General features: G+C 37.0%; 9 protein-coding genes and 6 pseudogenes. 5 read left to right on the forward strand and 10 right to left on the reverse strand.

The window, feature by feature from the left end:
- Nucleotides 1-247: 247 nt before the first annotated feature.
- Nucleotides 248-475, reverse strand: a complete 228-nt coding sequence (locus tag JCM13188_RS09865) for a hypothetical protein (protein ID WP_054753800.1) — start codon at nt 473-475, stop codon at nt 248-250.
- Between the two features lie 173 nt (nt 476-648).
- Here JCM13188_RS09865 and JCM13188_RS09870 point away from each other — a divergent pair, with 173 nt between their 5' ends.
- Both JCM13188_RS09870 and JCM13188_RS20860 read left to right on the forward strand, forming a co-directional pair.
- Entirely contained in the window at nt 649-1,050 is a 402-nt protein-coding gene (locus JCM13188_RS09870; protein ID WP_054753801.1) for a polysaccharide deacetylase family protein, read from the forward strand.
- The gene (locus tag JCM13188_RS20860) at nt 1,047-1,388 is read left to right on the forward strand and encodes a polysaccharide deacetylase family protein (RefSeq protein ID WP_369404951.1); all 342 of its coding nucleotides are present in this window, start codon (nt 1,047-1,049) and stop codon (nt 1,386-1,388) included. Before JCM13188_RS09870 ends, JCM13188_RS20860 begins: the two co-directional genes overlap by 4 nt.
- Here JCM13188_RS20860 and JCM13188_RS09875 read toward each other — a convergent pair.
- Nucleotides 1,321-1,827 (reverse strand): KinB-signaling pathway activation protein, encoded by a 507-nt coding sequence (locus JCM13188_RS09875; RefSeq protein ID WP_369404952.1) that lies wholly within the window; start codon nt 1,825-1,827, stop codon nt 1,321-1,323. The genes JCM13188_RS20860 and JCM13188_RS09875 overlap by 68 nt on opposite strands.
- Nucleotides 1,782-2,036 (reverse strand): KinB-signaling pathway activation protein, encoded by a 255-nt coding sequence (locus JCM13188_RS18930; protein ID WP_279401684.1) that lies wholly within the window; start codon nt 2,034-2,036, stop codon nt 1,782-1,784. Before JCM13188_RS18930 ends, JCM13188_RS09875 begins: the two co-directional genes overlap by 46 nt.
- A 154-nt stretch (nt 2,037-2,190) precedes the next feature.
- Here JCM13188_RS18930 and JCM13188_RS18935 point away from each other — a divergent pair, with 154 nt between their 5' ends.
- Both JCM13188_RS18935 and JCM13188_RS18940 read left to right on the forward strand, forming a co-directional pair.
- Nucleotides 2,191-2,523, forward strand: a complete 333-nt coding sequence (locus JCM13188_RS18935; protein WP_279401685.1) for a hypothetical protein — start codon at nt 2,191-2,193, stop codon at nt 2,521-2,523.
- A pseudogene (locus JCM13188_RS18940) lies at nt 2,493-2,846 on the forward strand (GerD family protein); the annotation flags it as partial. The gene JCM13188_RS18935 and the pseudogene JCM13188_RS18940, both read left to right, overlap by 31 nt.
- A gap of 52 nt (nt 2,847-2,898) precedes the next feature.
- Here JCM13188_RS18940 and salA read toward each other — a convergent pair.
- Entirely contained in the window at nt 2,899-3,951 is a 1,053-nt protein-coding gene (salA, locus tag JCM13188_RS09885) for an iron-sulfur carrier protein/transcriptional regulator SalA (protein ID WP_054753802.1), read from the reverse strand.
- 108 nt (nt 3,952-4,059) lie between these two features.
- Nucleotides 4,060-4,671 (reverse strand): annotated as a pseudogene (locus tag JCM13188_RS09890) (N-acetylmuramoyl-L-alanine amidase).
- Between the two features lie 449 nt (nt 4,672-5,120).
- Between JCM13188_RS09890 and JCM13188_RS09895 the strand changes: the two are divergent.
- A pseudogene (locus JCM13188_RS09895) lies at nt 5,121-6,702 on the forward strand (BCCT family transporter).
- A gap of 178 nt (nt 6,703-6,880) precedes the next feature.
- Here the strand turns inward: JCM13188_RS09895 and JCM13188_RS09900 are convergent.
- The 5 genes and pseudogenes from JCM13188_RS09900 to JCM13188_RS09915 all read right to left on the reverse strand — a co-directional run bounded on the left by JCM13188_RS09900 (nt 6,881) and on the right by JCM13188_RS09915 (nt 12,512).
- A pseudogene (locus tag JCM13188_RS09900) lies at nt 6,881-7,899 on the reverse strand (LacI family DNA-binding transcriptional regulator).
- A 27-nt stretch (nt 7,900-7,926) separates the two neighbouring features.
- Nucleotides 7,927-9,720, reverse strand: coding sequence for a glycoside hydrolase family 31 protein (locus JCM13188_RS09905; RefSeq protein ID WP_369404940.1), 1,794 nt, complete (start codon nt 9,718-9,720; stop codon nt 7,927-7,929).
- On the reverse strand, nt 9,717-10,112 hold the full coding sequence (locus JCM13188_RS20865; protein ID WP_369404941.1) for a hypothetical protein: 396 nt from the start codon (nt 10,110-10,112) through the stop codon (nt 9,717-9,719). The genes JCM13188_RS09905 and JCM13188_RS20865 overlap by 4 nt, the downstream gene beginning before the upstream one ends.
- A gap of 268 nt (nt 10,113-10,380) precedes the next feature.
- A pseudogene (locus JCM13188_RS09910) lies at nt 10,381-11,225 on the reverse strand (sugar ABC transporter permease).
- A gap of 1 nt (nt 11,226) precedes the next feature.
- Nucleotides 11,227-12,512 (reverse strand): annotated as a pseudogene (locus JCM13188_RS09915) (carbohydrate ABC transporter permease).
- Nucleotides 12,513-12,591 lie beyond the last annotated feature (79 nt).

A 12,591-nucleotide genomic window follows, 5' to 3' on the forward strand; every position in this document is an offset into this window, starting at 1 on the left:
CACAGGCTATTTTGTTTAGTTTTCAAGGTTCAAAATGTGTGTCGTGTTTTGACGACGAAATTAAATTTATCACAGCAACAAACCATTGTCAATAAGTTTTGAGCAACTTTTTAAATTGATTTTGATTTGTTTTTTGATGTGTCGTTTTTGACGACAAAGTTATATTATCACAGAGGTATGTGCATGACAATATGTAATTTTTGATTTTATTAATTGAAAATTTTCTTATAATTATTAAGCAGTTAGATCACTTAACATTTGGGAAGTTTTTTCTTGGTATGTAACGAACACAGGTTGAATGACTAGCCAGTCTTTTAAATATATTAAAAAGTAAAGTGTATCTTTCCTTTATGGCTTCTTTAACCTGACCATCCATGTTTTCATAATTAAAGTCAAAGATCAGTTCATCCATTTCTCTTTTCAACAAATACTCTAACTCTTTTTGTTCTTGTTCTTTAATCATTAATCCTAACAACTCATTCACACCCTAACACTACGATTTTTAACAACTTATTTGTAACTTGTCCTTCTAAAATAGATAGTTATTGCATAACATTAATTGAGCTCTTTTATTGCTGCGTATTTATCAATATAAGCAGTTACTCAGTTTCATATACATTTCACTAGAAAATATGAAGCAAAGGTTGGGTGAAATATGTTTTTGCATTAAATTGGACAAGTTGGAAAAAGTGGGTATTCATTGGGTTACTAATAGGCATTGTTTATTTCTCTTACCAGCTTTCATCAATATACGTGTTAGAGCCACAATCACAAGTTCAGTATGCAGGAGGAATAAGTAAAGCTGTAAAAGATGAAAAGGAAGTCGCTCTGACTGTAAACGTTTCATGGGGTGATGATGTCATCATAGATATTTTAGATGTATTAAGAGAAGAAAAGGTTAAAGCAACTTTTTTCATAAATGGTGAATGGGCGTTAAGAAATGAAGAAGTAGCAAAATTAATTATTGAAGAAAATCACGAGGTTGGTTTGTTAGGTTTTATGATGAACCTTACAGAAACTTACCTCAAGAGAAGATTACTGAGGATATAAAAAATGGAGAATCAACATTAAAACGGTTGGATTATGAGCCACTTACATTAGTTCGACCTCCAGAAAACCAATACAACAAGGATGTTGTAAAGCACATTAACAATTTAGGGTACAGAACTGTTTTTTGGAGTGTTTATGCTCATATTCAGCAAAGTACAGATGCAAACCAAAAAGCAAAAAGCATATCGGGTGAATTATCGAAAGGTGATATTGTCTTATTTAGTGCGCAGGATCATTTAACGGCAACACCTAAAGTTATAAAGAACATTATTAAGGCAAAAAAGGTGAGGATTTTAAATTTGTCACGGTCACGGAATTGTTATCACCTGCAAAATTAAACTCAATCCAATCAATTAAAGGGCAGCAAAAGCTACCCTTTTTTATTTGCTTAGATTGATGTTCAGACGGTCCTTCATTAAATCCTACTATCTTATGAAGGGTTAAAAGCTGATAAGTATTGACAGCTAATAATGGTACAATCATTAGCATAATCCATTCACGTTCATCTATTCTTAAAGCCGGAATCCACTCAACCGTTGTCACTACAATCATAAAAAACAAGGCTGGCAAAAATGCTCTAGGGTGTGTTTCCTTAGCTTTAACCTTCGCAACCGCATATGAATAAATGAGTAACATCGCTGGCACTACTATATATGGAAATAAACTGCCTGGGTCTTCTGCCCTTGTATACCTAAAATAAACAAGATCAAATAGTACGAATAAAATAAGAACTACCTGTACATGATTCCAAAAGTAACCAAAAAGCCACGTCCAAATTGATGGACGGTTAAATAAGCAAAGAAGCCCATTTGACTAATAACACTATATACTAAACCCCATCCGATAAACCATAAGATCGCGCCAAGTAAATTCCAGAGATCTATTTGCTCTAAATAAGGTGTATAGGCATGTGTTTGTACAAAAAACTTGTTATAACTGTTGTGACAGCCCCTATAACAAGTGATACTAAAAAGAATTTTAACCACTTACGTATTGTCACAATCTTTCCCCCTAAATCTTATCCTTACCATAACGTATTTTATCACTAATTGCCTTTTATTGCTTGCTTCAATTGTGTATATTTTTTCACATCCATCTAATATTAACAAGTAAGTAACTCTTTTAAAAGGAGTCATTATGATGAAATTTTTTCACTTTATATTAGTGTTCACCATATTATTAGTCGGGTGCAGTCAAGGACAAGGCAATTCACAGCAAAGCCCTGAGTATGAGGCCACTAAAAAGATGGTTGTTGATATATTAAAGACAGATGACGGAAAGAAGGCCGTCAAAGAAATCTTGTCTGAAGAAGAGATGAAGCAGCAGCTTGTTCTCAATTCAGACCTAGTTAAACAGAGCGTTGAACAAAGTGTCACAAGTAAAAAGGTAAAGAGTTTTTCAAAAAATTATTTGAAGACCCTTCTTTCGTTAAAGCCTATGTTGAAGCAACAAAAGAAGCTGACCAAAAATTAATGAAAGGCTTGATGAATGATTCAACGTATCAAGCACAAATGATTCAGCTATTTCAAAATGAAGAGATGCAGAAAATGATTCAGTCCGCCTTAAAAAGTCAACAATTCAAGTCTTATTTAGAAGATACGATTCAAGAAACTTTAAGCAGTCCTTTATTTAAAGCTCAAATGCAAGAAGTATTATTAAAAGCTGCAGAAGAAGCTAAGAAATCACAAGAGGGACAAAGCCAAGATCAAGGCCAACAGCAACAAAGCGGCGGGGGCGGCGACAGTGGTGGCGGCGGCCAACAAGAAGGCCAAAGTAGTGGCGGCTCAAGCAGTTAGTATTTTATGTATCAAAAAAAGTCTGTCCGAACTCAGGTCGGACAGACTTTCATTATTTACTGCGCTTAATTAATTTGTTTGCAACACTTAAGAAGATTTTCCCTGTTGGATGATCCTCTTGATAAACCCCAGGTGCAAATACATCTTCATCATCATAAGGTTGTTGTAATGGAAGCCTACCTAATACTTCAGTATCTAACACTTCAGCAAGTTTGTCGCCTCCACCTTCACCAAAGACATACTCACGCTGACCTGTGATGGCACTTTCAAAATAAGACATGTTTTCAACAATACCAATAATATCATGATCAGCCTTTAGCGCCATCTGGCCGGCACGCGCTGCAACAAACGCTGCCGTTGGGTGAGGCGTTGTGACGATTACTTGTTTAGATGAAGGTAGCAGTTCTTGTACATCTAAAGCGATATCACCAGTCCCTGGTGGCAGATCTAATAATAGATAGTCTAGATCACCCCATTCAACTTCTTTAAAGAAACTCGTTAACATTTTTCCAAGCATAGGACCTCTCCATATAATTGGTGAGTTGTCTTCAACAAAGAAGCCCATTGAGATGACTTGTACACCAAAGCGTTCTACGGGAATAATTTTCTCACCGCGAACTTGCGGGCGATTTTCAATTCCCATCATATCCGGAACACTGAATCCATAAATATCAGCATCGACAATACCAACTTTTTTACCTAAACGGGCTAACGCTACAGCAAGGTTAACCGTAACAGTAGATTTACCAACGCCACCTTTACCACTCGCAATAGAAATAAATTTAGTTCCTGTTTGTCCAATGAGATTTGCTTCTTTTTCTTCATTAGCTGCACTCACGTACTCTTCACGTTTCTCTTCAGGAAGTTCAGTAAAGCGAAGACCTACTGTTGCAACACCTTCCTTTTTAAGCATTCCAACGATTTCTTGTTGAAGCTGCATTTGCTCAGCAGAGTTAGGCTCAGCTAGTGCAATTTTCACACTTACATGGTTCTTATCTTCTTTAACTTTTATATTCTCAATTGCTCCGGTTTCCTCAAATGTTTTATGTATATGAGGGTCCTTTACAGGTTGGAGCAACTCTCTAACACGCTCTTCTGTAATCAACAACGACACCTTCCTTTGAGTTTGCAAAATTTTATGCTAAATAAAACTCGTCCATAAGACGAGTTTCCTAACTTCCATTGCCTAGTATAACATAAAATAACTAAACTCTCAGTTAACTTGATTCCCTGCTTCTTGTCCCCCTTGTACGTACTCAATAATTCCTTGATACACTGAAAAAGCAAGCTCTCTTTGGTAATCTTCTGTTAACAACCTCTCGCGTTCAGATGCGTTTGATAAGAAACCTAGTTCAACTAACGCTCCAGTTGTTTCTGCCCGTTTCAATATATAAATATTAGAAGTTGAAAAAGCACTCCTATTTGTATTCGTCGTTTTCTCTTATACGTTCTTGGATTGACTTTGCTAAAACCTCGTTATCTTCACCTGGATAATAAAAGACTGCCCACCTTTCCATTTTTCATTTGTCATGGAATTAAGGTGTAAACTAATAAAGATGTCAGCATTTTTGTCTTGAATAAAATTAACCCTTCTTCTTATATCATATGCTTTCCGTTTGGAATAACCTTTCATATCTTTAGGAGCTAAATCATAATCTTTATCCCTAGTTAAATGAACCTCTGCTCCTGCAGCTAATAAATAATCCTTTAAATATAACGTTGTATTTAGAACAATCGATTTTTCTTTCACATCACCATAATCTGTCCCGCCATCAACACCACCGTGCCCTGGATCTAACACGATGACTTGTCCGGCTAAAGGCATCGTAACGTCACTCGGATTAGAATCTGGATCCGGAAGGGGCAACTTTAATAAATTGTATAATAGAATAAATGCTAATACCCAAAGTAATATGTATATGATTTTTTCATCTTCAAACCTCCTCGTCTAACTATATGGACAAGGAACTCAAAATATGATTTAGTGTTTCAAATTCTCATAAAAAGGGTATGAATCATTAAATCTTTTTTAATTTGTTAACTTAGAATGAACATCCTCGAAATAGCTCTCATTTTTATCCGTTCAAATGTATAAATCATATTTGAATTTTTAAAAAAATTAATAATAAAGTAATTTATGTACAAAAATACAATAGGGGGTTTTGAGTAAGTGGACGATGACTCTAATATTATTCTCCTCTACAAAGATTATTTGTGATGTATAAATTAAATTCTATAAATAAAAATACTATTTACGAGTGAGGAGATCTATAAATGAAAACGAGAGATTTATTGAAAAATCCTGTATTTTCAATTTCAGCATTTGTGGTTGGAATTTTAGTTATATTAGGTGCCATTAATCCAAAAGGTTTTAGCAACGTAGCAGGCGTTTTGTATGAGTTCACGACATATAATTTTGGTTGGCTATACTTAATTGCAGTCTTTATTTTTACAATATTCTTGCTGGTTCTAGCCTTTACGAAATACGGTCGTATTCGTTTAGGTGGAGATAAAGAGAAACCCGAATTTCCTTTTTACACTTGGATCGGTATGCTGTTCTCAGCAGGTTTAGGTGTAGGGTTAGTATTCTGGGGGGGTTGCAGAACCATTAAGTCACTATTTCAACTCACCGTTTACTGATATCCCCGACAAAACGGAAGAATCCGCACGTGTTGCGATGAGTTACGCCTTTTTCCACTGGGGCGCTAGTCAGTGGTCGATCTTCGCCATCGTTGGTTTAGTGATTGCTTACTTGCAGTACCGTAAAAAACAAGATGGCCTTGTATCTACTGCGCTTGAACCAATTACAGGTAAAAATACAACTATAAAAAACACGATTGATTCACTTTCAGTGATTGCAACAGTGATGGGAATTGCGACATCTATTGGACTCGGTGTTATGCAGATGAACGGCGGGTTAAACGCCGTGTTTGGTGTACCTAATGCCGGTTGGATGCAATTACTCATTATTGCAGGTGTATTCGTTGCTTACATGATTTCTTCCACGACAGGCTTGCACAAAGGAATCAAGTATTTAAGTAATGTAAACATGACGCTTGTCTTACTGCTATTAATATTTGTGTTTTTCGCAGGACCAACTTTATTTATCTTAAATACTTTTACAGTAGGGCTTGGAGATTATTTAGCCAACTTCGTATCTTATAGTCTAAGGTTGACTCCTTATGAGGGAGGTACATGGGCTATTGATTGGACGATTTTCTATTGGGCCTGGGTAATTGCTTGGTCACCATTTGTTGGTGCCTTCGTAGCTCGAATATCAAGAGGACGTTCAATCCGTGAGTTCGTATTTGGTGTTATGATTGTACCACCATTAATTTCTTGTTTATGGTTTGCTTCATTTGGCGGAACAGCACTATACAGTGACTTAAACAATGGAACAGCAATCGCAGAAGCAGTTGATGCCGATGTTACCGTTGCACTATTTGAGTTGTTTAACATCTTACCGTTATCAACGATCATGTCACTACTTGCTATTTTATTAATTGCAACGTTCTTGATTACATCAGCCGATTCAGCAGCTTATATTCTTGGTAGTATGACTTCTCGCGGAAGCTTAGATCCTAGCATGACAGCTAAAATGGTATGGGGTGTATTAATTTCTGCTATTGCAGGGGTTCTACTATTTGCTGGAGGCCTTGAGGCGCTGCAGACTGCGTCACTTGTTGCAGCCTTACCATTTACTATCCTGATGCTAACGATGGTATTTGCGATCGTTAAGCTGGTGCGGACAGATATTGTGCCGATTACCAATCGAGACATGAAACGATATAAACGCATGAGAGAACGTTACGAAGCACAAGAGTTAGAAAATAATGATGAAGATCAAAACAAATAATTAAAGTTTAAAGCCGAGCTTAAGGTCGTTTTTTTTCCTAAGGCTCGGCTTTTATATTTCGGCTCTGCAATATTTGTTGTGGTGTAGGTTATTTTCTAATAATTTGATAAAGATACTTGGGTTAACCAACTAAATTAGAAGTAAATGTTCGATCATCCCAACATTTGCTTAAAACTTTTTAAACTTCACCGCATGAATCTCTAACCACTAACTGATGAGGAATCGTAATTCTCCTCGGCAATAAGTCAGGCTGTTCAATTTGATCAAATAGACACTGGCCCGCTTCATAGCCTAATTTAAATATATTAATATCAACGGACGTTAATGAAGGGTTCGCTAGTTGAGAAAAAATGACGTTATTAAAGCTTACAATCGAAATATCCTTTTTAACCTTTTGGCCCATCTGTTCAAGTGTATTAACGATTCCGAATGCCATCACATCATCAGTAACCACAAGTCCTGTAGGTGGTTCATCAAGAAGCATTAATTCGTTAACGGCATCACGTCCACCTTCTCTTAAAAATTCGTGGTGGACGATATATTCATCTTTCTGTTCTATACCCGCATCTTTTAAAGCTTTAAAATACCCATTCATTCGATCAACAGTCACTACTAGTTCCATTCCACCACCGACAAATGCGATTCGCTTATGCCCAAGGCGAATCAAGTGCATGGTGGCTTCATATGCAGCTTTTATATTGTCATTATCTACAAAAGAAATGTTCGTTTCATGTTGATCTGGTTTACCGATAATCGTAAACGGAAAATTACGTTCTAATAAATAATCATGCATCGGATCATTCACTTTTGATGCTAGCAAAATTAATCCATCAACTCTCCGGCCCTGGACGATATCACAAACACCTTGGGCTATTTCTTCCTCAGAGTTGCCCGTTGTCATGTAAATACCATAGTTTTATCATGGGAGATCGTGCTTATGCCTCGAATGACTTCAGGGAAGAAAGGGTTTTGAAAGACTTTGTCACCTGAACTCGGCATCACAAGTCCAATGGTTTGTGTACTTTTACTAACTAAACTTCTAGCTGTGTAATTCGGGTGATAACCTAATTGATCCATCGCTTCACGCACTATTTCCTTTGTACGCGGTGTAATTTTAGGATTATTCGCAATGACACGTGACACGGTTGATGGTGACACGTTAGCTAGTTTAGCCACATCTTTAATCGTTGGTGTCATGACTCTTTCTCCCCTCTATGCTCTTATCTACCATGATTTATTAAAAGATAATGTTCCATTACGTTCTTCAAAATCAACTTTTTGCCCATTATATACTAACTGAACATCTGAAGAAATACCATGGACCACATACGTAATATCTTTCCACTTTGGTTGGTACTGTTGATTGTTTACAGTAGTGTCAACACTCACGTTACCATCCTCATGATTAACTGTTATATTTAACGAAAAATAATCGTCCTGCTCATAATTAAATGTTTCACCATCATCATCATAAAGATCATAAGATGTCGAAGCTTCATCTGGATAAATATGAATCGTCATATGGTCGACCTCGTGGGCTGTCGATGGTTTCACATTTGCCTCAGGTAAGATCGTGCCGCTTTTCACATAGATCGGTAAATGATCTAATTCTGCATGAGCAATGATTCTCTTGCCGCCTTCTAGCTTGTCGCCTGTCCAGTAATCGTACCAAACACCTTCTGGTAAATAGACCATCCGATCGTTTACACCTGGTCTTAAGACCGGAGCAATCATGACATTTGAGCCAATTAAGAATTGATCAAATAACTGGTAAGTCTCTTCATCATTCGGATATTCCATGAAGAGAGGGCGCATGACCGGAACCCCTGTCTCAGATGCATCTTTAAATAATTTGTACAAGTGCGGTAGCCACTTATAACGTAGCTGAATATATTTTTTAATTACCTCTTCATACTTCTCACCAAATTGCCATGGTTCTTGATAGACGAATTCAATGGCACTATGGTTTCGGAAAAATGGGGTAAAAGCACCGAATTGCGTCCAGCGCGCTAATAATTCTCCGTTTGAATCGTGCGCAAACCCTCCGACATCAGGCCCTGAATAAGCAACGCCTGAGAGCCCTAGATTTAAACACATCGGAATAGCCATCTCTAAATGCTCCCAGAAGCTACGGTTATCCCCCGTCCACACAGCAGCGTACTTCTGAACACCGGCATAACCCGCACGAGTTAGTAAGAACGGACGCTTTCCATTTAATAAATCTTTCATTCCTTCATAGGTTGCTTCTCCCATTAAATACCCGTAGACATTATGTAGCTCACGGTGCGTTTTAGGATCTCCGTCGTTATCATGCATAACCTCAACATCCATTGTTTTTGTTTCATTAAAGACGGCAGGTTCATTCATGTCATTCCAGATTCCTTCAATGCCTTTATCTGTATAGAATTCGTGCTTTTTCCCCCACCATTTGCGAGCCTGTTCTTTTGTGAAGTCAGGAAAAGCACTCTTACCAGGCCAGACGTCCCCAAAGAAAATGTTTCCTTCTATATACTTACAGAATAAATCGTTCGTCACACCCTCTTGGTATATAGGATATTCTGCATCCACTTTGACACCTGGGTCGACAATAGGAACAATTCGAATTCCTTTCTCCTTCATGTCAGAAATTAATTTTTCTGGATTAGGGAAACGACTACCGTCAAACGTGAACACACGATATCCATTCATATAATGAATATCAAGGTGAATCGCATCGACTGGAATGTCTTTTTCACTAAACGTTTTAATAAGTTCTCTTACTTCTTCTTCTGTTTCATAACTATAACGAGACTGATGGTAGCCTAATCCCCACTTAGGTGGTAAAGGCATTCTTCCAGTCAAGGACGTATACTGCTCCATCACGTGTTTAGGTGACGGACCAGCGCAAATATAGTAATCTAGCTGACCACCTTCAGCTTTAAAGCTATAATAATCTGTTTGGTCAACTCTCATATCAAAAGTTGATTTAAACGTATTATCAAAGAAAATACCAGATGTTTGGCCATCTCTTAATGTCATAAAAAAGGAATGGATTCGTAAAGTGGATCAGTTTCAGGGTTGTGAGGAGCATAGACATCCGTATTCCACATCGTATATTTTTCTCCTCGTTTATCTAGAAAACCTGTCTTTTCCCCAAATCCATAATAATGGTCATTCGCAAATGCTTCCTTATAACAAATGACATGCCCTTCACGATTGAAAGCCATCCCTTGCTTACCTTCAGAAACAATTGACTGACCCTCAGCATCATAAACATTAATGCGTAATGGACTTTTTTGCACTTCCACTTTCATTTTCTGAGTTGATAGAAAGATTTCCTCATCATGTTCTTCGACCTTCACATCCACATCCTGTGGTTTTAATTCGAGTGTATAGCTCCCACCAAGTTCAGGTTCGTTGTATGGGTTCATGACCACTCGAACAATGTCATTTCGGTAAAATAACACACTTATATGAGCACGTTCAGTTTTAAATGAATAAAATAATTGCTTTGATTAAATTCAACTAAACTTCCAATGTCTTGGAATGTCGAATCGTTTGATGTTTTTGTTTGCCTGGATGTATTGCAAAGCTTGTATCCTGCATGTCCTCACCTACTCTATGAAAATACTATATCGATGTTACTTCTGTTCAAAATGATCAATCCCGGATATAACCGGGATTAGGAAAGCTATTCGATTATCCCTTTGTACCACCAGATGTTAATCCTGAAATGAGATAACGTTGTAATGATAGGAATAAAATCGAAATTGGAATAGCAATTAAGACCGCGCCCGCCGCGAACTTAGTAAATTCAGCCCCAAAGTTATTCGCTACTAAATCATACAGCCCAACAGCTAGAGTGTAATTTTCCTTACTTCTTAGGATGACTCGAGCTAAGATAAAGTCCGTAAATGGTGTAATAAACGCAAATAACGCAATAACAGCTAGGATTGGCTTAACTAATGGAAGGATAATTGTCCAAAAGATCCTAAAATGACCAGCTCCATCCATTTTCGCTGATTCATCAAGTTCTTTAGGAATCGTTTCGAAGTAACCCTTAGCTAACCAAGTATTCATTGGTAGCAAACCACCAACATAGATCAAAATAAGTGCGATATGTGTATCAATAAGTCCTGTAATAACAGCAAGCACATAAATCGCAATTAAGGCTGCAAAGTTCGGAATCATTTGAAGGATTAAAAAAACGTCATTAATCCATATTTACGTCCAATAAAACGATATCTAGAGAACGAGTATGCCATGAACGCAATCATCACAACCGTTATAATCATCGTTAATAAACAAATTTTAAGTGTATTCCAGTACCAAATTAAGTAATCGCTTTTCTCGGTATTAAATAATTCTTTATAATGTTTAAACGTCGCATCTTCAGGAATCATGCTCGACCCTGATAAACTATTTCCTGGATTTAATGATGACCCAAAAATCCATAGAACAGGGTATAATATGATTAATGTCGTAATCCCAATAGCAAAGTAGGTTAACGTTAATCTAATCATCTTTTGAGTTTTCATATTCATATTACATCATATCCTCTTCTTGGAATGATTTCGTTCTTCTAAACTGCCAAATTGCTACCGTAATAACAACGAGTGATAACATCATGGTGATAGCGGCAGCTTTCCCATACTGGCCAACTTCTAACGTCAATTTGTATATCCAGGAGATTAGAATGTCGGTAGATCCAGCTCCATTTTGTCCAGCTACAGCTGGGTCACCCCCGTTAAATAGGAAAATAACGTTAAAGTTGTTAAAGTTAAATGTATATTGAGTGATCATAATAGGTGCTGTTGCGTACATGACAATTGGAAATGTGATCGTCTTAAATTTCTGCCACATCGATGCCCCATCAACAGTCGCAGCTTCGTACAATTCATTCGGAATAGACTGTAAGACCCCAGTCACCATAACGAAAATAAACGGGAAACCTAACCAAGACTGAATCATAATAAGTGCGAATTTTGTCCAGAATGCATCTGTCATCCATGAAATTGGGTCAATACCCAAAAATGCTAGAATATCGTTATTAATCGTACCAAAGGTATTATTAAACATACCTGCAAACACCAAGATAGACACGAATGCAGGAACTGCCCAAGGTAAGATAAAATGGTACGAATGATTTTCTTAAACTTTAAATCCTTTTGATTAACTAATACAGCTAGGAAAATACCTACAGCAATCTGCAGAGTTGTTGCGGCAAACGTCCAAATAATCGTCCATTTAAATACATTAAAAAATGTATTTCTCCACGTGTCCATTTGGAAGATCTCAATATAGTTTTGAAATCCAACCCAATCAACTAAGCTAGCAGGCGGCGTGTTATTAATGCTATAGTTTGTAAATGATAGCAATATAACAAATAGGATCGGGAAAATAACAACAAAGATTAATAGAAAGAATCCTGGTGATAGCATTAAATAAGGAAAACCTGTGTCGATCAAATTCTGGTATTGCTTTCGGACCGAGTTTCTTTCTAAACCAAGATCACGCCTCTTACCGTTTTTATAAGCATCAACTAAATTCATAATGTAAATGGTGATACCTATAGCAATGACTAATAGAGCGATAATCCCTTGTACAAGTAGGAAGATTGAGTGGTCTTCCATTGGAATCTCACCTAAAGTCACAATTCCCCACAACCCGATATCAATTAAATCCCAAAAAGCAGAAAGAAAAATAACTGTTAAAAACAGATAAGCGAATCCTCTAATATACTGCTTATTATAAAATTGGCCGGCTCCCGGTATAACAGATAAGTACATGGCTAATTTTCTATGATTCGTTCTAGCTTCTGATATGTCCATAATAGATACTCCCTTTCCAACTCATCATAGAGGGAAAATCAAAACTTAATTCGCTAAAAAGTTATGTATAAATGAACGG

It is taken from the genome of Piscibacillus salipiscarius JCM 13188 (genome assembly GCF_001311865.1).
Classification (GTDB): Bacteria; Bacillota; Bacilli; order Bacillales; family Alkalibacillaceae; genus Piscibacillus; species Piscibacillus salipiscarius.